At 66.0% G+C, this 26,183-nt stretch carries 27 protein-coding genes; 17 read left to right on the forward strand and 10 right to left on the reverse strand.

Annotated elements, in window-relative coordinates; genetic code table 11:
- The first annotated feature begins 81 nt into the window (after window positions 1-81).
- The 7 genes from AC2EAL_RS00565 to folD all read left to right on the forward strand — a co-directional run bounded on the left by AC2EAL_RS00565 (window position 82) and on the right by folD (window position 6,450).
- Window positions 82-1,059: a magnesium transporter CorA family protein gene (locus tag AC2EAL_RS00565; protein ID WP_484722227.1), complete on the forward strand. Its 978-nt coding sequence runs from the start codon at window positions 82-84 to the stop codon at window positions 1,057-1,059.
- On the forward strand, window positions 1,056-1,838 hold the full coding sequence (locus AC2EAL_RS00570; RefSeq protein ID WP_484722228.1) for a methyltransferase domain-containing protein: 783 nt from the start codon (window positions 1,056-1,058) through the stop codon (window positions 1,836-1,838). Before AC2EAL_RS00565 ends, AC2EAL_RS00570 begins: the two co-directional genes overlap by 4 nt.
- A complete protein-coding gene (locus AC2EAL_RS00575; protein WP_484722229.1) occupies window positions 1,838-2,443 on the forward strand; it encodes an MOSC domain-containing protein in 606 nt (201 codons plus the stop codon). Before AC2EAL_RS00570 ends, AC2EAL_RS00575 begins: the two co-directional genes overlap by 1 nt.
- A gap of 159 nt (window positions 2,444-2,602) precedes the next feature.
- Complete coding sequence (locus AC2EAL_RS00580; RefSeq protein ID WP_484722230.1) at window positions 2,603-4,279, forward strand: formate--tetrahydrofolate ligase; 1,677 nt, start codon at window positions 2,603-2,605, stop codon at window positions 4,277-4,279.
- A 62-nt stretch (window positions 4,280-4,341) separates the two neighbouring features.
- Window positions 4,342-4,653 (forward strand): chorismate mutase, encoded by a 312-nt coding sequence (locus AC2EAL_RS00585; RefSeq protein WP_484722231.1) that lies wholly within the window; start codon window positions 4,342-4,344, stop codon window positions 4,651-4,653.
- 13 nt (window positions 4,654-4,666) lie between these two features.
- Complete coding sequence (locus tag AC2EAL_RS00590) at window positions 4,667-5,545, forward strand: bifunctional 5,10-methylenetetrahydrofolate dehydrogenase/5,10-methenyltetrahydrofolate cyclohydrolase (RefSeq protein ID WP_484722232.1); 879 nt, start codon at window positions 4,667-4,669, stop codon at window positions 5,543-5,545.
- Window positions 5,546-5,559: 14 nt separating this feature from the next.
- Window positions 5,560-6,450 carry a bifunctional methylenetetrahydrofolate dehydrogenase/methenyltetrahydrofolate cyclohydrolase FolD gene (folD, locus tag AC2EAL_RS00595; RefSeq protein WP_484722233.1) on the forward strand — a complete coding sequence of 297 codons (891 nt, stop codon included), beginning with the start codon at window positions 5,560-5,562 and terminating at the stop codon, window positions 6,448-6,450.
- Here folD and AC2EAL_RS00600 read toward each other — a convergent pair.
- From AC2EAL_RS00600 to AC2EAL_RS00610, 3 genes are all read right to left on the reverse strand, one after another.
- Window positions 6,447-7,016, reverse strand: a complete 570-nt coding sequence (locus tag AC2EAL_RS00600; RefSeq protein ID WP_484722234.1) for a hypothetical protein — start codon at window positions 7,014-7,016, stop codon at window positions 6,447-6,449. The two genes, folD and AC2EAL_RS00600, sit on opposite strands and share 4 nt — an antisense overlap.
- Window positions 7,017-7,068: 52 nt before the next feature.
- Window positions 7,069-7,716 carry a ligase-associated DNA damage response endonuclease PdeM gene (pdeM, locus tag AC2EAL_RS00605; RefSeq protein ID WP_484722235.1) on the reverse strand — a complete coding sequence of 216 codons (648 nt, stop codon included), beginning with the start codon at window positions 7,714-7,716 and terminating at the stop codon, window positions 7,069-7,071.
- A 79-nt stretch (window positions 7,717-7,795) separates the two neighbouring features.
- Window positions 7,796-10,183 (reverse strand): ligase-associated DNA damage response DEXH box helicase, encoded by a 2,388-nt coding sequence (locus AC2EAL_RS00610; RefSeq protein ID WP_484722236.1) that lies wholly within the window; start codon window positions 10,181-10,183, stop codon window positions 7,796-7,798.
- 238 nt (window positions 10,184-10,421) lie between these two features.
- Between AC2EAL_RS00610 and AC2EAL_RS00615 the strand changes: the two genes are divergently transcribed.
- The 5 genes from AC2EAL_RS00615 to AC2EAL_RS00635 are packed head-to-tail and all read left to right on the forward strand — an operon-like array spanning window position 10,422 to window position 14,648.
- Complete coding sequence (locus tag AC2EAL_RS00615) at window positions 10,422-11,234, forward strand: TIGR00282 family metallophosphoesterase (RefSeq protein ID WP_484722237.1); 813 nt, start codon at window positions 10,422-10,424, stop codon at window positions 11,232-11,234.
- Window positions 11,231-12,169, forward strand: coding sequence for a DMT family transporter (locus AC2EAL_RS00620; RefSeq protein WP_484722238.1), 939 nt, complete (start codon window positions 11,231-11,233; stop codon window positions 12,167-12,169). The genes AC2EAL_RS00615 and AC2EAL_RS00620 overlap by 4 nt, the downstream gene beginning before the upstream one ends.
- Entirely contained in the window at window positions 12,169-13,947 is a 1,779-nt protein-coding gene (locus tag AC2EAL_RS00625) for an SLC13 family permease (protein WP_484722239.1), read from the forward strand. The genes AC2EAL_RS00620 and AC2EAL_RS00625 overlap by 1 nt, the downstream gene beginning before the upstream one ends.
- A gap of 38 nt (window positions 13,948-13,985) precedes the next feature.
- Entirely contained in the window at window positions 13,986-14,294 is a 309-nt protein-coding gene (locus AC2EAL_RS00630; protein WP_484722240.1) for a hypothetical protein, read from the forward strand.
- A complete protein-coding gene (locus AC2EAL_RS00635; RefSeq protein WP_484722241.1) occupies window positions 14,295-14,648 on the forward strand; it encodes a hypothetical protein in 354 nt (117 codons plus the stop codon).
- Window positions 14,649-14,925: 277 nt separating this feature from the next.
- Here the strand turns inward: AC2EAL_RS00635 and AC2EAL_RS00640 are convergent, their stop codons facing one another.
- The gene (locus tag AC2EAL_RS00640; RefSeq protein ID WP_484722242.1) at window positions 14,926-15,543 is read right to left on the reverse strand and encodes a hypothetical protein; all 618 of its coding nucleotides are present in this window, start codon (window positions 15,541-15,543) and stop codon (window positions 14,926-14,928) included.
- Window positions 15,544-15,639: 96 nt separating this feature from the next.
- Window positions 15,640-17,850, reverse strand: a complete 2,211-nt coding sequence (locus AC2EAL_RS00645; RefSeq protein ID WP_484722243.1) for a primosomal protein N' — start codon at window positions 17,848-17,850, stop codon at window positions 15,640-15,642.
- A 94-nt stretch (window positions 17,851-17,944) separates the two neighbouring features.
- Between AC2EAL_RS00645 and fsa the strand changes: the two genes are divergently transcribed.
- Both fsa and AC2EAL_RS00655 read left to right on the forward strand, forming a co-directional pair.
- Window positions 17,945-18,598, forward strand: coding sequence for a fructose-6-phosphate aldolase (gene fsa / locus AC2EAL_RS00650; RefSeq protein ID WP_484722244.1), 654 nt, complete (start codon window positions 17,945-17,947; stop codon window positions 18,596-18,598).
- Between the two features lie 538 nt (window positions 18,599-19,136).
- Window positions 19,137-19,784: a hypothetical protein gene (locus AC2EAL_RS00655; protein WP_484722245.1), complete on the forward strand. Its 648-nt coding sequence runs from the start codon at window positions 19,137-19,139 to the stop codon at window positions 19,782-19,784.
- A 329-nt stretch (window positions 19,785-20,113) separates the two neighbouring features.
- Here the strand turns inward: AC2EAL_RS00655 and AC2EAL_RS00660 are convergent, their stop codons facing one another.
- Window positions 20,114-20,620: a BrnA antitoxin family protein gene (locus AC2EAL_RS00660; protein ID WP_484722246.1), complete on the reverse strand. Its 507-nt coding sequence runs from the start codon at window positions 20,618-20,620 to the stop codon at window positions 20,114-20,116.
- A 215-nt stretch (window positions 20,621-20,835) separates the two neighbouring features.
- Here AC2EAL_RS00660 and AC2EAL_RS00665 point away from each other — a divergent pair, with 215 nt between their 5' ends.
- From AC2EAL_RS00665 to AC2EAL_RS00675, 3 genes are all read left to right on the forward strand, one after another.
- Window positions 20,836-21,534 (forward strand): DUF484 family protein, encoded by a 699-nt coding sequence (locus tag AC2EAL_RS00665; RefSeq protein WP_484722247.1) that lies wholly within the window; start codon window positions 20,836-20,838, stop codon window positions 21,532-21,534.
- The gene (locus AC2EAL_RS00670; RefSeq protein WP_484722248.1) at window positions 21,522-22,457 is read left to right on the forward strand and encodes a tyrosine recombinase XerC; all 936 of its coding nucleotides are present in this window, start codon (window positions 21,522-21,524) and stop codon (window positions 22,455-22,457) included. The genes AC2EAL_RS00665 and AC2EAL_RS00670 overlap by 13 nt, the downstream gene beginning before the upstream one ends.
- A gap of 68 nt (window positions 22,458-22,525) precedes the next feature.
- Complete coding sequence (locus AC2EAL_RS00675) at window positions 22,526-23,230, forward strand: CDP-alcohol phosphatidyltransferase family protein (protein WP_484722249.1); 705 nt, start codon at window positions 22,526-22,528, stop codon at window positions 23,228-23,230.
- Between the two features lie 79 nt (window positions 23,231-23,309).
- Here AC2EAL_RS00675 and AC2EAL_RS00680 read toward each other — a convergent pair whose 3' ends face one another.
- The 4 genes from AC2EAL_RS00680 to AC2EAL_RS00695 form a co-directional block, all read right to left on the reverse strand.
- Window positions 23,310-24,146, reverse strand: a complete 837-nt coding sequence (locus tag AC2EAL_RS00680) for an EamA family transporter (protein WP_484722250.1) — start codon at window positions 24,144-24,146, stop codon at window positions 23,310-23,312.
- 101 nt (window positions 24,147-24,247) lie between these two features.
- Window positions 24,248-24,742, reverse strand: a complete 495-nt coding sequence (locus AC2EAL_RS00685) for an ABZJ_00895 family protein (protein ID WP_484722251.1) — start codon at window positions 24,740-24,742, stop codon at window positions 24,248-24,250.
- A 67-nt stretch (window positions 24,743-24,809) separates the two neighbouring features.
- Window positions 24,810-25,253, reverse strand: a complete 444-nt coding sequence (locus AC2EAL_RS00690; protein WP_484723377.1) for a methylated-DNA--[protein]-cysteine S-methyltransferase — start codon at window positions 25,251-25,253, stop codon at window positions 24,810-24,812.
- On the reverse strand, window positions 25,253-26,146 hold the full coding sequence (locus AC2EAL_RS00695) for a LysR family transcriptional regulator (protein ID WP_484722252.1): 894 nt from the start codon (window positions 26,144-26,146) through the stop codon (window positions 25,253-25,255). Before AC2EAL_RS00695 ends, AC2EAL_RS00690 begins: the two co-directional genes overlap by 1 nt.
- Window positions 26,147-26,183 lie beyond the last annotated feature (37 nt).

A 26,183-nucleotide genomic window follows, 5' to 3' on the forward strand; every position in this document is an offset into this window, starting at 1 on the left:
GAAGGGCCCCCGCGCGGGGCCCTTTTCCTTGGCTGCCTGGGCCGCTAGTCTTCCGGCCCGGACGGCGCGACGAGGGACGCAATGATCACGGCATACAGGTCGCGCGGGAACCGGCTCGAACAGCTGAACCTTTCCGACCACCACCTTGGCGAAGCGCTCTGGATCGACCTGACCGCCCCGACCGAGGCCGAGGAAGATGCCGTCGAGGCCGCGCTCGGCATCGACATCCCAACGCGTGAGGACATGCAGGAGATCGAGGTCTCCTCGCGCATCTACCGCGAAGATGGCGCGCTGTTCCTGACCGCCCAGGTCATCGCCAGCCCCGACGCGCGTGAGGCCGAAATCGGTCCCGTCACCTTCGTCGTCCGGCCCGACCGGCTGGTCACCGTGCACTACCACGCCCCCCGGTCGCTTGGCTATTTCGCCGACTGGGCCGCACGACACGACACGCCGCTGGACTCCGGCCTCGACGCGGCGATGGGCCTGATGGAAGCCGTCGTGGACCGCCTTGCCGACATCCTGGAAGCCGAGGCCCGGCAGCACGAGCTTCTGTCGAAGGCGATTTTCGCCGCCCATCGGCCCTCGGGCAAAGCTGACACCCTGCAGGTGGTGCTGCAGCGGATCGGTCGGGCCGAGGCGATGAACGGCAAGGTCAACGAAAGCCTGGCGACGATCCTGCGGCTGCTGACCTACCTGACCGCCACGCCAGAGGCCGCCGAAGGCCCCTGCCTGCACGCCCGGCAGATGCCTTTGGCGCTGGCGCAACTGCAGGACCTGCGGTCATTGCGCGAGGTGGCGCAAGCGCAGTCGGAAAAGGTCCGCTTTCTTCTGGACGCGACCCTGGGCGTCATCAACATCCGCCAGTCCGACGTCATCAAGATCTTCTCGGTCGTGGCATTCGTCTTCCTGCCGCCCACGCTGATCGCCAGCATCTACGGAATGAACTTCAAGCATATGCCGGAACTGGAATGGCCCTGGGGCTATCCGATGGCGCTGGGGCTGATGGTGCTGTCGGCACTGGTACCCTACCTGATCTTCCGCTGGAAGAAATGGCTGTGACCCGACCCTTCGCCCAGGACTGGGACCCCGCCCGCTATGCCGCCTTCCGCGACCTGCGGCTGCGCCCGGCGCTCGATCTTCTGGCGCAGGTTCCCGACCTGCCCCGGGGCGACATCATCGACCTCGGCTGCGGCGACGGGGCAGTCGCTCCGGCCTTGCTGTCGCGCTTCCCCACCCGCAGCCTGATCGGCGTCGATGTGTCCGAATCGATGCTGGCCAATGCCGCGCTCCGCCGCTGCTACGAACGCGTCGACCTTGCCGACATCGCCGACTGGACACCCGAGGCGCCGCCGGCCCTGATCTTCTCCAACGCCGCGCTGAACTGGGTCCGCGACCATGCCGCGCTGATGCCCCGCCTTGCCGCCTTGCTGGCACCGGGTGGCGTTCTGGCCGTGCAGATGCCGCGCCAGCATGAGGCACCGTCGCACCGCCTGCTGCGTGACGTGGCGCTCTCGCTGTTCCCCGCCCGCGCCCTGCCCCCGTCCTCGCCTGTGCTGCAGGCCGCAGACTATGTCGAACTTCTCTTGCCCTTCGGCGAGGTGCGGTCCTGGACGACCGACTACCTTCAGCTCCTCGACCCCGTAGCCAAGGGCCACCCGGTCCGCGCCTTCACCGAAAGCACTGCCATGCGCCCCTATGTCGCCGGGCTGTCGGACGCCGACCTGCGCGCCTACCATGCCGCCTACGACGCCGCCCTGGCACAGGCCTACCCGGCCTTGCCCGATGGCCGCGTGCCGTTCCCCTTCACCCGCGTCTTCTTTGTCCTGGAGCGTCCCTGATGCCTGCCCTGATCCCGACCGACCACACCGCCCGCGTTGTCTGGCTGGGCTACCAGCCGGTGCCGGTGGAAAAGCTGGTCATCACCGCCAAGCCCCTGACCGAGATGCCGCTGACCTTTGCCGGCTTCGACGGCGAGGTGCACGCCGGCCTCACCCGTCCCGCCTGCAGCCGCGTGGCCAAACAGCATCCCCGCGACACCGAAATCAGGAACGTCCGCCAGCTCTGCGTCGTCAGCGCCGAGGAGATGGCCGAAGTCGCCGCCGACATGGGGCTCGACCGGCTCGACTACGCCTGGGTCGGTGCCAGCCTCGTCCTGGAAGGCATCCCCGATCTCACCCACCTGCCGCCGTCCAGCCGGTTGCAGGGCCCGGACGGGGTAACGCTGGTCGTCGACATGGAAAACCTGCCCTGCCAGGAACCCGCCGTCACCATCGACAAGGCGCTGCCCGGCCAAGGCAAGGGCTTCAAGACCGCCGCCCAGGGCAAGCGCGGCGTGACCGCCTGGGTGGAACGTCCCGGCACCCTGCGCCTTGGTGACACGCTGCGGCTGCACATCCCGGCGCAGCGCGGCTGGCGACCGTTGAAGGACGCTCCGGAAAAATAGTTAATCCTGGGGAAAATTTCGTCCCCACTGCGGTAGGTTTCGTATCGGAAACACCGGCTGGCGAATTTGGCGGCCTTTAGGTCGCAAAACGCCTTCGACAAGGGCCTCTCGCCCGGTATCACGTCGCAAACGGCATAATCCGCCCCGTGGGAGACGTACATGGCCTTCAAGACCGACATCGAGATTGCACGCGAAGCCAAGAAGAAGCCGATCATGGAGATCGGCGCCAAGCTTGGCATCCCCTCGGAGCACCTTCTGCCCTACGGCCACGACAAGGCCAAGGTCAGTCAGGAGTTCATCAAGTCGCTTTCCGGCAAGAAGGACGGCAAGCTCGTCCTCGTCACCGCGATCAACCCGACCCCGGCGGGCGAAGGCAAGACCACGACGACCGTGGGTCTGGGCGACGGTCTGAACCGCATCGGCAAGAAGGCGGTCATCTGCATCCGCGAAGCCTCTCTCGGCCCGAACTTCGGGATGAAGGGCGGCGCGGCGGGCGGCGGGATGGCCCAGGTCGTCCCGATGGAGGAGATGAACCTTCACTTCACCGGCGACTTCCACGCGATCACCAGCGCCCACAACCTCCTGTCGGCGATGATCGACAACCACATCTACTGGGGGAATGAGCTGAACATCGACGCCCGCCGCGTGGTGTGGCGCCGGGTGATGGACATGAACGACCGCGCGCTCCGCGACATCGTGGTGAACCTCGGCGGCGTCTCGAACGGCTTCCCGCGCCAGACCGGGTTCGACATCACTGTGGCCTCGGAAGTCATGGCGATCCTTTGCCTCTCGAACGACCTGGAAGACCTGCAGAAGCGCCTGGGCGACATCGTCGTCGCCTACACCCGCGAGAAGAAGCCGATCTACTGCCGCGACATCAAGGCCGACGGCGCGATGACGGTGCTTCTGAAAGACGCGATGCAGCCGAACCTGGTGCAGACGCTGGAAAACAACCCGGCCTTCGTCCACGGCGGCCCGTTTGCCAACATCGCCCATGGCTGCAACAGCGTCATCGCGACCAAGACCGCGCTGAAGCTGGGCGAGTATGTGGTGACCGAAGCCGGTTTCGGCGCGGACCTCGGTGCCGAGAAGTTCTTCGACATCAAGTGCCGCAAGGCGGGCCTGAAGCCCTCCGCTGCCGTGATCGTCGCCACGGTCCGCGCGATGAAGATGAACGGCGGCGTCGCCAAGGCCGACCTCGGGGCCGAGAACGTGGACGCGGTGAAGAAGGGCTGCCCGAACCTCGGCCGTCACATCGCCAACGTCAAATCCTTCGGCGTGCCGGTGGTCGTGGCGATCAACCACTTCTACTCGGACACCGACGCCGAAGTGGCTGCGGTGAAGGCCTATGTCGCCGAACAGGGTGCCGAAGCAATCCTCTGCAAGCACTGGGCCAACGGCAGCGCTGGCATCGAAGACCTGGCGAATGCGGTGGTCAAGCTGGCCGAAAGCGGCTCGTCGCACTTTGCGCCGCTCTACCCCGACGAGATGCCGCTCTTCCAGAAGGTCGAGACCATCGCCAAGCGCATCTACCACGCCGACGAGGTGCTGGCCGACAAGTCGATCCGCGACCAGCTGAAGGCCTGGGAAGCCGCAGGCTACGGCCACCTGCCGATCTGCATGGCGAAGACCCAGTACAGCTTCACCACCGACCCGAACGTCCGTGGCGCGCCGACCGGCCACTCGGTCCCGGTCCGCGAAGTGCGGCTCTCGGCAGGCGCAGGCTTCATCGTGGTGATCTGTGGTGAGATCATGACCATGCCCGGCCTGCCCAAGGTGCCGTCCGCCGAAGTGATCCGGCTGAACGACCAGGGCCACGTCGAAGGGCTGTTCTGACGCGTTGCCCTTCCGCGGCTGTCCCCTTATCTCGGGGGCAGCCTCGCCCAAGGGAGACGAAGATGCGAAAGCCCGCCGACTGCACCACGATGGCCGAAATCCGGGCCGAGATCGACCGGCTGGACGAAGACCTCGTCCGGCTGTTCGCGGAACGGGCGGGCTACATCGACCGGGCGGCCGAGATCAAGGCAGAGGTGGATTTGCCCGCCCGGATCGGCAGCCGCGTTGAAGAAGTGGTTGGGAACGTCCGCCGCCACGCCGACACCTACGGGCTGCCGCCCGACCTGGTGGAGAAGCTCTGGCGGCGGCTGATCGACTGGTCCATCGCGCGCGAGGAAAGCAAGCTTGGGCCGGACAGTCTGCGGAAGGGATGAAAGCAGGGGCGCGATGACTGCCACATTGATCGACGGCAAGGCCATCGCGGCCCGGATGCGTGACGAGACGAGGGCCGAGGCGGCGCGGCTCACCGCCCTTGGTTGGTCGCCCCGCTTGGTGTCGATCTCGGTCGGTGATGTGGCGGCGGCAGAGCTTTATGTCCGCAACCAGCAGAAGTCGGCCGAGGCCGCGGGCGTCGGGTTCGAGGCGCGGAACTACCCGGAAAGCATCAGCCTGGAGCAACTGCATGGCGTCCTCGCGGGCCTGAACGCGGACCCGAGGGTCAATGGGATCATCATCCAGCGGCCCCTTCCGACGCATATCCCGGTCAAGGCACTGCAGAAGGCGGTGCATCCGATGAAGGACGTGGAAGGGATGCACCCTTCGTCCATCGGCAACATCGTCTACAACGACCTGACGCTTGGCCCCTGTACGGCCGTGGCGGCGGTGGAGATCCTGAAGACGCTACCCCTGAAGATGGAAGGCCTGGATGTCTGCGTGATCGGGCATTCGGAAATCGTGGGCAAGCCCATCGCCTTCCTGATGATGGGCCTCGGCGCGACGGTGACGGTCTGCCATCACATGACGCGGCAGGTCGCCGTACATAGCCGCGCGGCGGATGCGGTCTTCGTGGCGGTGGGCAAGCCTGGGTTGGTGCGGGGCGAGATGCTGAAGCCGGGCGCGGCGCTGATCGACATCGGGATCAACCGGGTGGAAGGGAAAACCGTGGGTGACGCCGATTTCGACAGTTGCAAGGACGTCGCGGGCTGGATCACTCCGGTCCCTGGCGGGGTCGGTCCGGTGACGGAGGCATGCCTGATGAAGAACGCGGTGCTGGCGACGGCCATGCAGATGGAACACTACCGCACGGCCTTTGCGGCTGCGGTCTGAGGGAGGATACGGGGATGACGGCCAAGGTGATTGACGGCAAGGCCTTTGCAGCGAACGTGCGCGCGCAGGTCGCCCAGCATGTGGCGCGGCTGAAGGAAGAGAACGGGATCCAGCCCGGTCTCGCCGTGGTGCTGGTGGGCGAAGACCCGGCCTCCCAGGTCTATGTCCGCAACAAGCACGCCTCGACCATCGAGGTCGGCATGGCATCTTTCGAACATCGCCTGCCCGCCGAGACGTCCGAGGCCGCGCTGCTGGCACTGATCGACCAGCTGAACGCCGACCCCAAGGTGCACGGAATTCTCGTGCAATTGCCGCTGCCGGGGCACCTGAACTCCGAGCTGGTCATCAACCGCATCGATCGGGCCAAGGATGTCGACGGATTCCACATTTCGAACGTTGGCTTGCTCGGCACGGGCCAGAAGTCGATGGTCCCCTGCACGCCCTTGGGCTGCCTGATGATGCTGCGCGACCACCATGGCAAGCTTGCTGGCCTCAACGCCGTCGTGGTCGGCCGGTCGAACATCGTCGGCAAGCCGATGGCGCAACTGCTGCTGGGTGACAGCTGCACGGTCACCATCGCGCACAGCCGGACGAAGGACCTGGCCGAGGTGTGCCGCCGCGCCGACATCCTGGTCGCCGCCGTGGGCCGCCCCGAGATGATTACCGGCGACATGGTGCGCCCGGGGGCGACGGTGATCGACGTCGGCATCAACCGGATTGAGCGCGACGGCAAGGCCAAGCTGGTGGGTGACGTCCACTACGAAAGCGCCGCCGCTGTGGCGGGTGCAATCACCCCGGTGCCGGGCGGAGTCGGACCGATGACCATCGCCTGCCTCCTGGCGAACACGCTGACCGCCTGCTGCCGCGCGAACGGCCTGGCGGAACCCAAGGGGCTGACCGCCTAGGCCGGGCAGCGCACCAGCATCTCGGCAGCGCCGCGCGGGAACTGCAGCAGGATCAGATCAGACGAGACCGGCATCAGGCTGATCTCGCCCAACCACGGTGTCTGAGCCAGAGTCTGGTACACCGGAAGCAGCTCATTCCCCTGGTAGTCCTTGCCGAAGACGAAGGTCAGAAACTCGCCTTCGTCGACATGCGACAGAAAGGTGCTGCCGCCCACCCATTGCAGGTGAAAGGTGACGCTGCCGAACTTTGCCTCGCGGGTCAGGTCAAGGCCAAGCTCGCCAACAGGCGTCAGTTGGACGGGCGCCTTGCTGCAAAGCTCGGCAAATCGCTCGGCATCAGGAAAGACAAAGTTCTCCTCCTGCCCCATGCGCAGTACCTGCCCCTCGATCCAGCGCCCTTCCAGACCCGGAAGGCTGGCCTTGACGGCCTTGGCCTGGCCTTCGGTATCGCCGTGGAACGACAGACCGGGCAGTACGTCCATCAGCCGTTCATAGTCAGCGGCGGGATCGGCACTGGCGGCAAGCGCCGGCAGCAGCAGGGCAAGGGTCAGGACTGGGGTTCGCATGATTGGCTCCTCGCGACACCCTGCAACGCTAACACCCAGCGACGCGACCCGCCTAATGCGGCATTGGCATCGGTATGGCTTTCCTGCCCGTCAGCACCGCCAGCGCATCCTTGGCCATCAGGCCGGTCAGCGCCGGGTCCTCGCAGCGCAGGCCCCCGGTGTAGGCGCCATAGGCCGGCAGGATCAGCCGGGCCGCATCGGCCAGGAAACAGGGCCGCGACTGCCCGGCAAGGCGCGCCTTGGGGTGGTAGTGGCCCGAGATCTCGGCCCGTTCGGACGGTTCGGCGATGTGGCGGAAGGTGAAGGGTGTCTGCTTCAGCTCGGCCCGATGCGTGCCGCCGATCTCCATCGGGCCCGGGTCATGGTTCCCCGTGATCCAGGTCCAATCCCGCCCCGCCATCAGCCGCGACAGCCAAAGCCGCGACGCCTCCTCGATCCCGTCCAGCGCCGCGAGGTCATCGAAACTGTCGCCCAGGCAGATCACCGTCTCGGCCCGCGTGTGCTCCAGATCGCGGTCGAGCTTCTCCAGCGTCGCCTGCGTCTCATAGGGCGGCAACAGCGCCCCGCCGCGCCGGGCCAGGCGTTCGGATTTGCCGAGGTGCAGGTCCGACACGGCAAGCGCCCTCCGCGCGGGCCAGTAGAGGGCGCCCGAGGGCATCAGGTGCAGCGTCTCGCCATGGAAGAAAAGCGCGTGGTGCATGGGTGCCTACCTGCCAAAGCGCGTGCCTGCTGGCAAGGGCGGACGCTCCGCGGGGAGTATTTGCAACATGGGCAAGGGGTTAGGCGAGACCCGCCGCCTCCATCAACGCCTGCGCCTGGGCGGTGGCAAGTCGCTCGCGCCCCTCGCCCTGTACCGGGATGCGGCCCGGTTCAAAGAACATCGGCGCGGCGAGCGGCGTGACGCGCATCAGCCGGCGCAGGTCGATCCGGCCCTCGATCCGCTCCAGCATCGCCTCGATGCGCGAAAAGTCGATGAGGCCCCGCAGCGCCTCTTCCCGGGTGATCTGGAGGAGCAAGTGGTCGGGGTCATAGCGGCGCAGCGTGTCGTAGAGGATGTCGGATGAAAACGTCGCCTGCCGCCCGGTCTTGCGGCGGCCCTGGTGGCTGCGTTCGATCAGGCCCGCGATGATGGCGGTCGACCGGAAGGTGCGCTTCATCACCGCGTTGCCGGAGAGCCAGGTGTCCAGGCCCTCACGCAGGGTGCCGATGTCGAACAGCGGCCCTGGATCGGTGACGGGGTCCAGGCCCCAGATCAGCGTGGCATAGTCGGTCGCGACAAAGCCCAAGGGTGCCAGCCCCTGTGCCTCCATCTGCTTCGTCACCAACAGCCCCAGCGTCTGCTGCGCGTTCCGACCCGCAAAGCCGTAGACCACCAGATGCTCGCGCCCGTCATGCGGGAAGCTTTCCAGAAGCAGCGAAGTAGGGTCCGGCAGGCGGGAAACCTCGCGCTGCTTGGCCAGCCACCAGGCGGTGTGGGCCGGCAGGTCGGGCCAGCTGTCCTGCTGGAAAATCTGCAGGATCCGGTCGGTCAGCAGGGTCGAGGTGGCGAATTTCGTGCCGTTGAACACCGCGACGCGCGGCTCACGGCCTGGCGATTTCGAAACCTCCACCGTCATCTCGCGCAGGCCCTCGTAGCGGACGATCTGGCCGCCGATCAGGAAGGTGTCGCCGGGGGTCAGCGTGGCGGCAAAGCTCTCCTCAACCTCTCCCAGCGGCGCGCCATGGCCGCGGAAGCGGACCTTCAGCGTCTCGATGTCGATGATCGTCCCCAGATTCTGCCGGATCAGCGCCGCCGCACGCGGGTCGCGCAGGTGCCACTTGCCCGCGGTCTGCTTCAGCCGTTGCCAGCGGTCGTAGGCCTTCAGCGCATAACCTCCGGTCGCGACGAAATCCAGACAGGCGTCGAACTCCGACCGCGTTAGCTGGGCATAGGGACCCGCTGTGATGATCTCGGCATACAGCACCTCCGCCTCGAACGGCCCGGCACATGCGGTGGCGAGGATATGCTGGCAGAGCACATCCCTCGGCCCCGGCCCGCGCGGCTCGCCGTCCAGAGCATGCGCCCGCACCGCATCCAGCGCCGCCTGGCATTCCACCACCTCGAACCGGTTCGCGGGCACCAGCAGGGCCTTCGACGGCGCGTTGTAGCGGTGGTTCGCCCGCCCGATCCGCTGCACCAGGCGCTTCACGTTCTTCGGCGCGCCAACCTGGATCACCAGGTCCACATCACCCCAGTCGATCCCCAGGTCCAGCGACCCGGTACAGACCACCGCCCGCAAGGCCCCCGCCGTCATCGCCTGCTCGACCCGCTCCCGCTGTTCCCGCGACAGTGACCCGTGGTGGATGCCGATCGGCAGGTCCTCGGTATTCGCCAGCCAGAGGTCGTGGAAGAACAGCTCGGCCTGCGCCCGGGTGTTGTGAAAGATCAGCGTCGTCCTGTGCCGCGTGATCTCGTTCAGGATCGCCGGGATCGCATAGCGCCCCCCACCACCGGACCAGGGCGGCGGGGCCTCGGTCTCCAGCATGGAGATGTCAGGGTCGGGGCCGGGGTCCGCCTCCAGGATCGTGGTCCTCGGCGCCAGGAACCGGGCCAGCGCGGGCGGGTTCTCCACCGTCGCCGACAGGCCCACCCGCCGCAAGGACGGGTTCAGCGACTGCAGCCGGGCGATCTGCAGCACCAGCTGGTCGCCGCGCTTCGATTCCGCCAGGGCATGAATCTCATCGACGATCACCCGCCGCAGGCCCGCAAACATCCGCGGGGCGTCCTCGTAGGACAACAGCAGCGCCAGGCTCTCAGGTGTCGTCAGCAGGATATGCGGCGGATCGGCGCGCTGCCGCCTCCGCTGGGTGTAACTGGTGTCGCCGGTCCGATCCTCCACCCGGATCTTCAGCCTCGCGCCTTCAATCGGCGTGCCGAGGTTCCGCCGGATGTCCGCTGTCAACGCCTTCAGCGGCGAGACGTACAGCGTGTGCAGCCCGGGCGCAGGGTCCGACCCCAGTTCGGCCAGCGTGGGCAGGAATCCGGCCAGCGTCTTCCCGCCCCCGGTCGGCGCAATCAGAAGGCTCGCAGGCTCACCCGACCGCTCCAGCATCTCCAACTGGTGCGGGTGTAGGGTCCAGCCCTTGGCGGCGAACCAGTCGGACAGGGCGGGGGGAAGCGTGGCCATGGCACAGAGATAGTCCGGCAGGACACTGAGGGGAACACTCAGCTGCGATACGGCCGTCGCGCACCAGGATTCGGTCCGCAACAGAACGCTCCGCCGTGGCGGAGGATTTCCAGAGAACGATCTTCGCCGTGGGCGGTTGTTCTTTTCCGCATCACGCCACCGGAATTGCGGTGCTTTTTCAGCGAGGCCAGCGTCATTCCGCTTGCCGGAACCCCGGCTCCCGCCTAATCCCTGCCGCATGAGACTTCTGTTCCTCGGCGATGTCATGGGCCGGTCGGGCCGGACGGCGGTGACCACCCGGCTTCCAGGCCTTCGGGCGGCCTGGGGGCTGGATTTCGTCGTCGTCAACGGCGAGAACGCCAGCCAGGGCGCCGGGATCACCGGCGAGCATGCCAAGGAGCTGCTGGCGGCGGGCGCCGATTGCCTGACGCTCGGCGATCATGCCTTCGACCAGAAGGACATGGCCCAGTTCATCGAGGAAGAGCCGCGCATCATCCGCCCGCTCAATTTCTCCAAGGTCGCGCCCGGCCGTGGCGCGCGGGTGTTCGAGGCGACGCAGGGGCGCAAAGTGCTGGTGACCCAGGCGCTTGGCCAGGTTTTCATGAAGCGGCCCTTCGATGACCCGTTCAGCGCGGTGGAAAGCGTGTTGAAAGCCCATACGCTTGGCAGCGTGGTGCAGGCGACCATCGTCGATTTCCACGCCGAGGCAACGTCGGAAAAGATGGGCATGGGCCATTGGTGCGACGGGACGGCCAGCCTGGTCGTTGGCACCCACACCCATGTGCCGACCTCGGACACGATGATCCTGGGCAAGGGCACCGCTTACCAGTCCGACGCCGGCATGTGCGGCGACTATGACAGCGTCATCGGGATGGAAAAGCTGGAACCCCTGCGCCGCTTCCTGACCGGCATGGCCAAGGGCCGGTTCGAACCTGCGGGGGGCGAGGCGACCCTGTCCGGCGTCTATGTGGAAACCGACGACAAGACGGGCCTCGCCACCAAGGTCAGGATGATCCGGGTCGGCGGCAAGCTGCAGGAAGCCCTGCCATGACCGACCTTGCCGCTGCATCACCCGTGCCCGACAAGCGCAGGCGGGGGCGCCTGTTCTTCGTGGCCGTGCTGGTCTGTCTTGGCATCGGCTGGGGCGCGACGCACCCCCTGGGCAAGATCGCGACCGAGACCGGCCATGGCGCCTTCGGGCTGATCTTCTGGCAGCAGGTGGTGATGGTCCTGGTGCTGGGCGCGATCGCCCTGGTGCGCCGCAAGGGCGTGAAGCTGACCCCGGCGGCAATCCGGTTCTACGTGATCGTGGCGGTCCTCGGGACGATCATCCCCAACGGCACCTTCTACACCGCGGTGGCGCATCTGCCGTCAGGCATCATGTCGATCATCATCGCGATGATCCCGATGCTGGCCTTCCCGATGGCCCTGGTCCTGGGCCTCGACCGGTTCTCGGCGCTGCGGCTTGTGGGCCTGGGCATGGGGCTTGCCGGGGTGGCCGTGCTCGCGGCCCCGGGTGCGGCCCTGCCCGATGCGGCGATGCTGGTCTGGCTGCCGGTAGCGCTGGTCGGCCCGTTCTTCTACGCGATGGAGGCGACCTACGTGGCCTGGCGCGGCACGCAAGGGATGGACGCGCTCCAGGCGATGCTGGGGGCCAGCATTGCGGGCCTCATCCTTTGCGCGCCGGTGATGTTGGCGATGGACCAAAGCTATTCGCCCTGGCCCATGGGCCGCGACGACTGGGCGCTTGTGCTCTCCTCGGCGCTGCATGCCCTCCTCTACGCCGCCTATGTCTGGCTTGCCGCCACCGCAGGGGCCGTCTTCGCCGCGCAATCCAGCTATCTGGTGACGGCGGCCGGGATGCTCTGGGCCATCGTCCTGCTGGGCGAACGGCCCAGCCCCGCGGTCTGGCTCGCGCTGGCGGTGATGCTTGCGGGCGTGGCCCTCGTGCAGCCGCGCGAACGTGTGAAGACGGTGGAGAGCTGATGTTCGGCATTTCGATCCCGGCCGAGGCCGCCCCCTGGGTCGCCCTGTCGATCCTGGCCGTGATGTTCGTGCTCTTCGTCCTGGAACGGACCCCGGTCGAGGTGACCGCCATCGGCGGCGCGGCCCTCATGCTGATCCTCGGCATCCTCCCGATCAAGGAGGCGACCTCGGTCCTCGCCAACCCCGCGCCCTGGACCATCGCGATGATGTTCCTCATCATGGGCGGCCTTGTCCGCACCGGCGCGGTCGAGGCCGTGGTGGCCGAGGTCACCCGCCACGCCGGCGACCGCCCCGGGTTGACCGTCGTGGTGCTGATCGGCGCCATCGCCGTCGCCTCGGCCTTCATGAACAACACCCCCCTCGTCGCCGTGATGATCCCAGTCGTCATGCAGCTTGCAATGAGGATCGGCACCGCGCCCTCCAAGCTGTTGATCCCGCTCTCCTACATGACCGTCCTCGGCGGCATGATCACCCTGATCGGCACCTCCACCAACCTTCTCGTCGACGGCGTCGCCGTGGACCGTGGCCTGGAACACTTCGGCCTCTTCGAGATCGCCCCCCTTGGGATTGCAGTCACCCTTGCCGGGGGTGCGTTCCTCCTCCTGTTCGGCGACCGCCTTCTGCCGGTCCGCCAGTCGATGGGCGTCCTCCTCTCGGAAAAGCGGAAGATGAAGTTCTTCACCGAGGTCGCCGTGCCTGAGGATTCCACCCTCATCGGCCAGCCCGTGATGGACATCGACATCTTCAAGCGCGACGGCGTCCGGGTGATCGACGTCCTCCGCGGTGACGCCTCGCTCCGCCGCGACCTTGCCCCCGTGACCCTGCAGGCCGGCGACCGCGTCGTCCTCAGGACCGAGATGACCGAGCTCATGGGCCTCCACGAACGCAAGGACGTCCACCTCGTCGACAAGCTCTCCTCGGTCAACACCGAAACGGTCGAGGTCCTGATCGGCCCCGGCTGCCGGATGGAAGGCCACCGCCTTGGCGACCTGCGCCTCCGCCGCCGCTACGGGGTCTACGTGCTGGCCGCCCACCGCCACAACCAGAACATCGGCCGCCAGCTTGACGACCTGATCGTGCGGGTCGGCGACACGCTCCTTCTCGAAGGCACCATCGAGGACATCCAGCGCCTCGCCGCCGACATGAACCTCCTCGACGTCAACCGCCCCCGCGTCATGGCCTACCGCCGGTCCAAGGCCCCCATCGCGCTTGCCGCGCTTGCCCTGATCGTGACCCTCTCGGCGCTGGACGTCGCGCCCATCCTGCCCCTCGCCCTCATCGCCGTTGCGGGCGTCCTCATCACCCGCTGCGTCGACAGCGACGAGGCCTTCTCCTTCGTCGACGGGCGGCTTCTCGCCATGATCTTCGCCATGCTCGCCGTCGGCGAAGGCCTCGACCAGTCCGGCGCGGTCGAGATGATCGTCTCCGCCGTCGCCCCCTGGCTTGAAGGTCTCGGCCCCTTCGCGATCATCCTTGCCGTCTACCTGATCGGCCTGATCCTGACCGAGTTCCTGTCGAACAACGCCGTCGCGGTGATCTACACCCCCGTCGCCATCGAACTGGCCGAGAAACTGGGCCACGACCCCCGCCCCTTCGTGGTGGCCGTGATGTTCTCCGCCACCCTCGCCTTCGCGACCCCGGTGGGCTATCAGACCAACATGATGGTCTACGGGCCGGGGGGCTACAAGTTCTCGGACTTCGCCCGCGTCGGCATCCCCTTGAACATCATCGTCATGCTGGTGACCTGCGCCCTGATCCCGCTGATCTGGCCGCTGTAATCGGGTCGCCGACCACGGCAGGACAAAGAGAGGACCGGATGCGCCGCTGGCTGATGTTGTCCACCTACCACTGGGCGGCGCTCCTCGCCCTCCTGGCCCTTGCGGCAACGGTGACCGCGTGGATGTCGTTCGGCCTCATCAACCTCGCGATGGCCAACTACGGGTTCCTCTCGCGTTACGGGATCATGGGCTTGCGCGAAGGCGGGTTCATGCAACTTCTGGAGATCGGCGCGAAAGCCGGACTGGCACTTGCCGCCTACCTGGTGTTCAAGGCGGTAGAGACCGAGCTGATCTACCGGTGGCGCAATGCCAGGCGGGACGCGGGCCCGGACGAAGGAGAGGACTAGATGCGCTGGATCATCGCCCTGGCTGCACTTGCAGGCTGCACCACCCTGCAACCCGCCCCGGTGCCCCAGGCCGCCCGCCTGTCCTCCGAGGTCCTGACCCTGACGCTGGCCGATGGCACGGTCTGCCGCGCCAACTGGTCCACCGCCCCCGAGGGCCGGCTGGAGACCTGCGGCCCCGGCTTCGGCTATTCCGTCCGGGTGATCGAGAACCCGAACCTCCTCCGCCAGCTTTTCACCGGCCTGACCGAGGCTTTGGGAGCCGAAGGCTCCGTCCCCCCGATGGCCGAGGTCGTGATCACCGACGCCATGGGCCGCGACCACGTCTTCGTCTCCCCGCCGCCGGACAACACCTAACGCCCGGCCCCCCGCCCCCGCGCCCCGCCAGTTCAAGCGTAGGGTGCGCTACAGCGCACCGACGGATGGTGCGCTGTAGCCCACCCTACACTTCGCCCGGACTAGTCGCGACCAGAGACCCGGGCAGCGCCCGACCGCCCCCTCGGGCGGGCGCTTCTGCACCGTCAGCCTGCAGAACCTCGGTGGGAGGAATTGAACCATAAACCGCCCAGAACCACCGTGGCAGCGCCCACCCGACGGTCAGGCGTTGCCCTGTGTGGGATTGCAACGTGAACGCCTACAACTCGACTGATAGTGACACTGTGCCATTCTGCTCGATGACTATAGTCCAGCACTTTTCCAAGTCATTAATTCCGAATATGTAGCGGCAAATGGCCTGCTTAGATGCCTCCTCATTGCTTCGAACACCTTGAGAGAACCCATCCGAGCCAAATTCGGCATCATTAGGCCACTGCATGTCGACTCTGTCGTCTACCAACAAGTCCTGATAAGAGCACCCGCTCTGTCGATAGTGGCGTACTGCCATATGAACATTAAGATGTTCCGGCTTCATCCCTATTTCGGCAACCGCATGATTCATTGCAATCATTTGGGCAGTATCCCGGTCAATACGGAATTCCTCATGGAACTCAAGCATGAGAGCAACCGCTTGATCGTATATCTCCTTCCAGATAGGCCAATTCTCCTTGATCGTCGCTGGCGCAGAGAATACCGCCAAGGCAATTGTTAATGCCTGAGTGCTTTTCCAAATCGCTGCTGGCCAATCCGCTCCGAGACCTGCATTTCCATCGAGGATCAGGAAACCACTTGGAGGGTTGTCAAGAAGTCGTACGAAGTCCGAGTTCAAGCAGTCGTCTTCATCGCCGTAAACATTCTTTACTGCCAAGAGCTGCATTTACTTCCTCCAAAATCGTCTTCGATTAACTTTCCTGTTTCGATACTTGAGTGTCAACCAACGAGAGCGTTCTGTGAGTGCTTACTCCCTGCCCCCTCACAAAAAACTCTGCGGATCAATATCCACCGCGAGCCTCAAATCCCTCGGCAGTTTGAACCCCGCCAGCCACTCTGCCAAAGCCGCCTGCAGCGGCGCACCCTTCTCTGCCTTCACCAGCAGCCGCACCCTATGCCGCCCCCTGACCCGGGCAATCGGGGCCGGAGCAGGCCCCCAGACCTCTGCCCCGATCCGCTTCAACGGCTCACACCGCCGCGCCAACTCCCCGCCGAAATCGAACACCTCCGCCACATCGGGCGACGACAGGATGATCCCCGCCATCCGCCCATAGGGCGGCACGCCCGAGGCCCTCCGCTCCGCCGCCTCGGCCCGCCAGAACGCCTCCTCGTCCCCGCCTAGGATCGCGCGGATCACCGGATGCTCCGGCTGGTGGGTCTGCAGCCAGGCCTCGCCCTTCCGCTCCGCCGTCCGCCCCGCCCGGCCCGCGACCTGGCGCATCAGCTGGAAGGTCCGCTCCGCCGCCCGCAGGTCCGACCCCTGCAGCCCGAGGTCCGCGTCGATCACGCCCACAAGCGTCAGCAAGGGAAAGTTGTGCCCCTTCGCCACGATCTGCGTCCCGATGATGATGTCCGCGCCGCCCCCGGAAATCTCGGCGATCTTTTCCTTCAGCGCGCGGGCCGAGCCGAACAGATCCGATGACAGCACCGCCACCCGAGCCTCCGGGAACCGCGCCGCCACCTCCTCGGCCAGCCGCTCCACCCCCGGCCCCACGGCGGCCATCCGGCCCTCCACCCCGCAGGCCGGACAAGCCACCGGAACCGGCTTCGTCGCCCCGCACTGGTGGCAGACCAGCCGCTTCTGGAACCGGTGCTCCACCATCCGCGCGTCGCACTGGTCGCAGCCCACCTGATGCCCGCAGGCCCGGCAGAGCGTCACCGGCGCAAACCCCCGCCGGTTCAGGAACAACAGCGCCTGCTCCCCCCGCTGGACCACCGCCGAGACCTTGGCCGCGAGGGTCTCCGAAATCCACCGATCCCCCGGCAGCTTCTCGGCCCGCATGTCGATCGCCCGCATCTCCGGCATCTCCGCCGCGCCGAAGCGGCTCCCGAGGTCCAGCCGCCGATACTTCCCCGCCTCGACATTAGCCCAGGTCTCCAGCGACGGCGTGGCCGAGGCCAGCACCACCGGGCACCCACAGATCGCCGCCCGCAAGACCGCCATGTCCCGCGCGTTGTACAGAACGCCATCCTCCTGCTTGTAGGACGTGTCATGCTCCTCATCGACGACGATCAGGCCGAGGTCCTGGAACGGCAGAAACAGCGCCGACCGCGCCCCCACCACCAGCTCCGCCCCGCCTTCGGACACCATCCGCCACAGCCGCCGCCGTTCCGTCATCGTCACGCCCGAATGCCACTCCGCCGGCTTCGCCCCAAACCGCGCCTCCACCCGCGTCAGAAACTCCGCCGTCAGCGCGATCTCCGGCAGCAGCACAAGCGCCTGCCGCCCGGCCCTAAGACACTCCGCCACCGCCTCCAGATAAACCTCGGTCTTCCCCGACCCCGTCACCCCCTTCAAGAGCGTCGCCGCATAGGCACCCGCCGCCACATCGGCCACCAGCGCATCCCCCGCCGCAACCTGCTCCCCCTCCAGCCGCATCCCCACATCGGCCTTCAAGCGCGGATAGGGCGTATCCCGAGGCGCATCCTCCTCCGCCACCACCCCCAGCTTCACCAGCCCCTTCACCACCGAACTGCCACAGGCCGCCGCCTCCACCAGCTCGCCCAGCGTCACCGGAGCCCCCCGGAACTCCCGCAGCGCCTCCACCACCCGATGCCGCGCCTCGGTTAACTGATTGGGCACAACGCCGCTAAGCCGATACACCCGCCGCATCGACGCCGGCTCCCCCAGGCCCGGGGCCCTAGTCGCCAGCCGCAGCATCGATGGGAGAGGCGTCAGCGTGTACTCTGCCGCCCGCGCGAGGAAACTCCGCAACTCCGCCCGCATCGGCCGCGCATCCAGCACCCGGTTCACGGGGCGCACCTTCGCCGGGTCCCACCCGCCGACCGCAGGCCCCCAGACCACCCCCATCACCCGCCGCGGCCCCAAGGGCACCTCGACGAAATCCCCGTCCCCGCAGCCCCCTTCCGGCGCGCGGTAGTCCAGCACGCGGCCCAAAGGCTCCGTCGTCAGCACGCCAACCAGATCGCCCGCCTGATAGACCCGGTCCGCCACCTGAAACCTTTCGCTCATCCGCCATTTGGGCTAAACCGCGCCCCGAGAGCATTCAACCCCCGCGCGGCACCCGCCGCAACCGCCCCCCGCGCGAAAACCCTACGAGGCCCAAATGAAATTCTTCATCGACACCGCCGACGTCGACGCCATCCGCGAGCTCCATGACCTCGGCATGGTCGACGGCGTCACCACCAACCCGTCGCTGATCCTGAAATCCGGCCGCAACATCCTGGAAGTCACCAAGGAAATCTGCTCCTTCGTCAAAGGCCCCGTTTCCGCCGAAGTCGTGGCGCTGAAAGCCGACGACATGATCGCCGAGGGCCGCAAGCTGGCCGCCATCGCCCCCAATATCGCCGTCAAAGTCCCGCTGACCTGGGACGGCCTCAAGACCTGCAAGACCCTGTCGGACGAGGGCTTCATGGTCAACGTCACCCTCTGCTTCTCGGCCAACCAGGCGCTGATCGCCGCCAAGGCCGGGGCCACCTTCATCTCGCCCTTCATCGGGCGCCTGGACGACATCAACCTCGACGGGCTGGACCTGATCGGCGACATCCGCACGATCTATGACAACTACGACTTCAAGACCCAGATCCTTGCGGCCTCGATCCGCAGCGCCAACCACGTCAAGGACTGCGCCCTGATCGGAGCCGACGTCGTCACCGCCCCCCCGGCCGTCATCAAGGCGCTGGCGAGCCACGTGCTGACCGACAAGGGCCTCGACCAGTTCACCGCCGACTGGGCGAAGACGGGTCAGAAGATCCTGTAACCCCGCACGTAGGGTGCGCATTAATGGCGCACCACACCGCCCCCCAACCACCCCGCACCTCCCCTCCCCCTCCGTGGGGAGGGGATGGGGGTGGGGGGGCACCACCACAAACCACTGCACACCCCGTAGGTCGGGCTTCAGCCCGACTCCCCCGCCGAACCCGAGGGCCGCGCCCTCCCTCGGGCGGGCGCACCAACGCCCGAGCGGAGCACTTTATGGCACCACCCCTCGCACCGCAGTTCTGCGCGTGACACGTCCAAAGCGCCCTCCCGGGGGGAGGGAGGGCGCGGCCCGGCGGCGCAAGCGCCTTGATTCCGGGCCAAGGGGCGCTGCCGAATATTGGGTGCCTAGCCGAGATCATGGTCTGGTGCCCTAGAGCGCCCAACTGCCGACACGCTGCCATCTGCGTTCCTATTAGAAGAGTGGCGGCCCGGTCTGCTCCAGTATATCAATGCGCGCAGCTGTGACCCAAACCATGAATGCGAAAAGTGACTCCCTAGAACCAGTTTGCACGTTATTGGCGAAAGGATGCTTCAATATGACGAAGTCACCTGAGAGAGCACTGGAGGTCTATTCCAGCTTTATGCAGGAAATCAAGGAACGCGTAAACGTCATTTCTCGCGCGCTCGAAAAACACGCGAACGCTTCATCTTTAACGGGCTATCGCGAGAGTGATATCGAACTCTGCCTTTTGCAGCTTAGAAAGTGCCTTGAGTTAGTAATGCTTGCATCGATTACTGCTCATTATCACAGAGGAATCGAGCTGCAGAATAAATTGGTTCAGAACGCATGGAACGCCACGACGATCATGAAGTTTCTAGGTCGAGTGAACCCTGAATTCTTTCCGAAGGCTTTGTCACGAAGCAGTGAAAAGGTCGAGGACGCATGGGTTATGGTTGAGGTAGATGGAGCCCTTACCAAGGAAGAATTTGGCGTACTCTATGACCGTGTGTGCGGGAAATACTTGCACGCATCAAGAGATAGAACTCTCTTGAACGACCATGATCGATTGTTCAAAGAAATAGGTGACTGGCTGTCAAAACTGACTAAGCTACTCAGCAGTCACTGGGTGAAGATTGATGAGGAAATTGTGTTTGCCGTACTGATGCAAACGGATGCTACAGGCGACGTTCAGGTAGCACTTTTTGAGAGACTGCCAACCGATCAGAAGCCCAAGAAAAAATAAAGCAACAACGTCGTCGGTTTCATCGTCTCCAAAGCTGGCCAGTCTCTTCATCAAACCAAAGTTCTAGGTCTTCATCGGCACCCATAGTTGACCGAAATCGTGTGTAGTGTGGATAGCGATCACGAAGCCAAGAATAGAATGTGCCGAACCTTAAGTCGCCAAGTTGGTCTCGATCCTGGTTGGTCTCAACTATCCATGCCTCTAAGAGTGAAGGGAACGCTCCACGAACTTCCGACTTTCTCAAGGTTCGTTTCCCATATTGATTGATTTCATGCTTCCATCATACCGCCTCAAGTCTGTGCTGGAAACAGCACGTTTCAGAGAAGCCCTCACCGCACCAACGGCCCGCCGAACACCCGCTCCGCCCCCTCCGCTACCGCCTTCTGCGCGGCCTCCTGCACCACCACCCGGTCCGCCTGCACCACCCCCGGCCCCACGTCCTCCCACTCCCCGCCCATCGCCCGCGCCACATCCCCAAAGGCAGGCTTCTCGCCCGACCAGGCCTCCTCCCGCTCCCGGTAGTGCGCCAGCGTCTCGGCCCCGCGGATCACCCCGGCCAGCCGCGCGTGCATGTAGCTGCGCAACACGTCGTTGATCCGCGGCCCATAGCCCTCGCCCATCGACTTGAAGAACTTCAGCACATCCGCCTCCAGCGCGATGCAGACCCGCTTCTTCACCGACCGGGGCGTGGCCGTGGCGATCTCGTGCCAAGCCTCCGGGATGCGGCCGGTCAGTTCGATGGTGTTGTGCAGGTCCCATTCCAGACGCCGCATGACGTCCATCATGTAGGTCATCTGCGCGCGCTGGCGGGGGGTCTGTTTCTTCAGGTCAGGCATGGGCGGAGTCCTTTGCGGCCCCACCTTCGCGCCCAAAGGTTAACGACAGACGAGGCATACGCGCGTATGCATGGGATGAATACGCGGCGTATACCACCTGTAGACCCACTGTTGCATCCCTGCCCCATCCACCGCCCGGCCCATCGAAATCCTGTCGCCATCCGTCTGAACTTTCGCCTATAGTCTGCGGAAATCCTTCAAGAACCGGCCCGAGCATGATCGAACCCGACCTCCGCGACCGTATCCTTGCCGAGCCGGAGCGCCTTCTCGACGACCGCGACGTGATGAACGCCCTCGTCGCCGCCACCGACCGCGCGCTTGGCGAGAATATCGTCGACCTGCGCGGCATCGCGATGCAGCGGCTGGAAAGCCGTCTCGACCGGCTAGAGGACACACATAGGTCAGTGATTGCAGCGGCTTACGAGAACCTGGCCGGGACGAACCAGGTCCACCGGGCCGTGCTGCAGCTCTTGGAGCCCACGAATTTCGAGGCCTTCATGGCCAACCTGACCGACCAGGTCGCCCAGACCCTGCGGGTCGATCACGTCCGCCTGGTGCTCGAAACCCTGCAGGACGACGCCGAACCCGACCCGACCCTCGCCCGCCTCGGCGAAGTCCTCCAGATCGCCCCGCGCGGCTTTGTCGGGACCTACCTCACCAACGGCCGCAACGGCCCCGGCCGCGCGGTGGTGCTGCGCTCGGTGACCGGGTTGGCGCTTGATTTCTATGGCGAAAATGCCGACCGCATCCAGTCCGAAGCGCTGATGAAACTGGACCTCGGCCCCGGTCGGCTGCCCGGCATGCTGGTCTTCGCCTCCGCGGACCCGAACCAGTTCAAGTCGACCCATGGCACCGACCTCCTGGCCTTCTTCGCCGGGGTCTTCGAACGGGCGATGCGCCGGTGGCTGGGCTGACCGACCCCTTCCTGCCCCCAGCGCTCGGGGCCGCGCTGACGCAATGGCTGCAGCACTTGCAAGCCCTTGACGGGGCAGCACAAAACACCATCGACGCCTACCGCCGCGACGTATCGCGCTATCTGAAGTTCCTGATCGCTCACCACGGCGGGGCGGGCGGCTTGGCGCAGGTCACCGGGGCAAGCCCCTCCGACCTGCGCGCCTGGATGGCCGAGGAACGCGGGCGCGGTCTGTCGGCCCGGTCCCTCGCGCGCGCACTTTCCGCGGTCAAGAGCTTCACCGCCTGGGCCGCCGACCGCACCGGGGCTGACGCCACAACCACCCTGTCCACCCGCAGCCCGAAGTTCCGCCGCAAGCTGCCCCGCCCGCTCAGCGAAGACGGAGCCACGGAAATCCTGACCGAAATCGGCGCAGACGCCCGCGAAGACTGGATCGCCGCTCGCGACACCGCCATCGCCACGCTCCTTTACGGTCTCGGCCTCCGGATCAGCGAGGCGCTGTCCCTGACCGGCGCCGACCACCCCCTGCCGCCCACGCTGCGGATCACCGGCAAGGGCGGCAAGACGCGGCCCGTCCCAGTGATCCCGGCCGCCGCGCGCGCCGTTAACGACTATGTCACGCTTTGCCCGCATGATCTTTCGCCAGTCGCGCCCCTTTTCCGCGGCGCACGCGGCGGCCCGGTGAACCCGCGCCTGATCCAGGCCGCGATGGAACGTGCCCGCCTGCGGCTCGGCCTGCCCGCCACCGCCACGCCGCACGCGCTGCGGCACAGCTTTGCCACGCACCTACTGTCGGCGGGCGGCGATCTCCGCGCCATCCAGGAGCTGCTCGGCCACGCCTCGCTGTCCACCACCCAGGCCTACACCGCCGTCGACGCCACCCGGCTGATGGAGGTCTACGAACAGGCACATCCCCGCGCCTGACCCGTGAACCCGCTCGCAAGGCGCCCCTTTCTGTTGCACCCATTCCGATAATCGGCGATCAACTGCCCATGAACCCGCGCATGAAGGCCCTGTCCGTCCACCTCCTCACCGCCACCGGCGCGGTGCTGGCGATGTTCGCGATGCTGGCCGCGGTAAAGGGCGAATGGAGCCTGATGTTCCTCTGGCTGGTCGTGGCGCTGATCGTCGACGGAATCGACGGGCCGCTCGCACGCCGGTTCGAGGTGCACAAGAACTGGCCGACCTATGACGGGGTCCTGATGGACCTGATCGTCGACTACCTCACTTACGTCTTCATCCCGGCCTTTGCCCTCTTCCAGTCCGGCCTTCTGCCCGGCTGGACCGGGTGGCTGGCGATCATCGTCATCTGCTACGGCTCGGTGATCTACTTCGCCGACACGCGGATGAAGACCAAGGACAAGAGTTTCGCGGGCTTTCCGGCCTGCTGGAACATGGTGGTGCTGGTCCTGTTTGCGACAAAACCGGGCGAGATGATGATCCTTCTCGTCGTCATCTTCCTGACCGTGGCGATGTTCACCAACCTCAAGTTCATCCACCCGGTGCGCACCAGCCGCTGGTACGAAATCTCGCTGACTGTCTGCGTCGCCTGGGTCATCCTTGCCGCCTGGGCCGCCTGGTGGGATTTCAACGAAGGCCCAATCGCGAAGTGGCTTCTGGTGCTGACCTCGCTTTACCTGCTTCTGGCCGGGATCGTGCAGCAGATCATCCCGGAAGGCATCCGCCGGGTGCGGTGAACGGGCCGCTCGTCGATGAGTTCGTCACTCCTCGCTGACCTTGCGAGGAGAAGCCGAATTCGCACGACGAGCCCGCGCCTCAAAGCCGCGTCAGCATCACCCCGGCCACGATCACCAGCGCCGCCACCGCCTTCTCCCCCGTCATCCGCTCGCCAAAGGCCAGCCATCCGATCAGCACGGCAAACAGGATCGAGGTCTCGCGCAGCGCGGCCACCACCGCTATCGGCGCCATCGTCATTGCCCAGATCGACACGGCATAGGCCCCATAGCTCGCGGCCGAGGCGATGGAACCCATCCGCCAGGCATGCCAGTTCCGCGGGATCACGTCCCAGCCGCGCAGGGCCAGCATGCCGACCGTGAAGAACACCCCGTCCGCGACGAAGACCCAGGCGACATAGGCCGCCGGAGAACCGGAAATCCGCGCGCCCATCCCGTCGATCAGCGTATAGGTCGCCGTGGCGCAGGCGGACCCGAGTGCAAAGGGCAAAAGCTTCCGGTCCTCGCCGCTGGTGAAGACCCCCCGCGCCATCAAGAGGATCCCGGCGGCAAGGACCGCGATGCCGATGTATTCCTGCTGCGTCACCGCATCGGCCAGAAACGCCGCACCGAACAGCGCGACGATCATCGGCGCGGCCCCCCGGGCGATGGGATAGACCCGGCTCAGGTCGCCCCGGTCATAGGCATAGGTCAGGAAGAACTTGTAGGCGAAATGCGTGCAGCCTGCAGCGATCACCCAGGGGATTGCGGCGGGGTCGATGGCGGGCGTCAGCAGTACGACCGCAAGGCCGATCGGGACCTCGACGATCGACAGGATCACCATCCCGCCAACCTTCGAGGTGCCAAGCTTGATCAGCGCATTCCACAGCGCATGGAGGAAGGCCGCTCCAAGGACGGCCAGGAAGACGCCAAGGGTCAAGGCGGACCTGTCGTGAAACTGTTACCTGCAGGCGTATGCCGCGGTAAGTCGCAGCACAAGCGGCCAGATAGGTCCAGCCGCCTGATTTCGATAGGGTCAGACTACCGGCCCTTCGCGGCCAGCTTTTCCTGCAGCTTGATCTGGTTGCGCGCGCCCATTGCCGCGCCGAAGTAGGTGATCAGCACATAGATCACCAGCACGACGGGAATGACCCAGGCCATGATGCTGATGATCTCGGCTGCAGGAGCCGTATCGCCCGTCATCCCCAGGATGAGATTTTCCTGGGTGAAAGGCACGCCGAACCAGGCAAAGATGCCCCACAGCACCGCGATGCCCAGTGCTGCCGACAGGACCGTCGCCAGCAGGGCGAAGACTGCCTTCTCGGCAAAGACCAGCTTCCGGCCCACGGCCTTGGCGCCGGACTGCCCCGCCGACATCGCCGCCACCATGGCCAGGACAATGCCCATCGAGGATGGGATCGGCAGGTCGGGGAAGGCATAGCCCACTCCCGCCAGCACGATGTTGGCCAGGATCAAGAGGCCAAGAAAGATCGCCAGCATCCGCCCCAGCGGGGCCTTTTCCGTCAGGTTGGTCATTTTCTGTCCCTTCTTGTTGCGACTGGCCGGCACTTTCTGCTCGGCCCGACGGACGGACAAGTCAGGTTTACAAGAGGAGCGCCCCCTCATGCCGCAAGAGCGCGGCCTTCGTCTCCACCCCGCCGGGCGCCGAGAACCCGCCGAACCAACCGGTCCCGGTCACCCGGTGGCAGGGGATCAGGATCGGCAGCGGGTTCGCCCCGCAGGCCTGCCCCACCGCCTGGGCCGGAGCGCCCACCGCCCTGGCGATGTCGCCATAGGTCCGCGTCTCGCCGTAAGGAATCGCGGCCATCGCCCGGCGCACGGCCTCGTTCAGCCCCGTGCCCCAGTCGAGCGCCAGGTCGAACCGCACAAGCCGCCCGTCGAAATAGGCCTGCAACTGCGCCAGGCCTTCCCGCAGCAAGGGGCTGTCCCCCGCAACCTCGGGCAGCCGCCACTCCACCCCCACCAGAACCCTGTCCCGCTCCACCAGCGTCACCGGCCCGAACGGCCCCGTGATCCCCGCCCGGATCACCGCGCGCCGTCCCGCAAGGGGGCAAAGGCCGCCCGCAGCACCTCAGCCATCCCCTCCACGGCCTGGGACGTCCCGCGCGGGTTGCGCCGCAGGACCACCCGAGCGTTATCGACGATGGGATAGCCGTCCTCCGTGGTCAGTTCCCGACACCCCGCCGGGATCGTGCTGCGCGACAGGGGCGCGATTGCCATCCCGTTCGTCACCGCCACGCGGAACCCCCCGGCCATGTCGCAGGCCCAGGCCGCGCGCCAGTCGATCCCGAGGCGGTTCAACGACAGCTCCACATAGTCCCGGCTCCACTCCGACTGGAAATACAACGCCACCGGCACCGGACGCCGCAGGTGCTGGGCATGAGTGACCGATGTCACCCAGACCGTCGGGTCGATGCACAACACCTCGCCCTCCTGCACGTATTGCCAGTCGTAAATCACCGCGAGGTCGATCTCATCCGCCTCCAGCGCCTTGATCTGGGCACTGGAATGGTCAACCCGGACTGAGACCTGCACCCCCTCATGCCGCTCATCAAACGCCGCCAAGGCGCGCGGCAGGACCGTGCCCGAGTACTCGTCCGAAATCCCCACCCGCACTGGCCCGACGAGGGGCTTCTCCCGCAGGGCCACCGCCGCCTCGTCCAGAAGCGCCACCACCCGCCGCGCATAAGGCACCAGCTGCTCGCCGCGCGGGGTCAGCACCACCCCACGGGCCTGCCTTTCGAAAAGGGGCTGCCCAAGGCTCTCCTCCAGCCGCTTGACCTGCAGGCTGACCGCCGACTGCGTCCGAAAGAGCCGCCCCGCCGCCGCCGTGACCGACCCGCTGTCGGCCACCGCCAGGAAACTCCGCATAAGGTCACTGTCCAGCGGCTGCATCACCCACCCATGAGTCAGGCTCATGTCACCTATCAAACCTATTCGTTTGTGAAATGTCAAA

The organism is Tabrizicola sp. T74, from assembly GCF_057219935.1.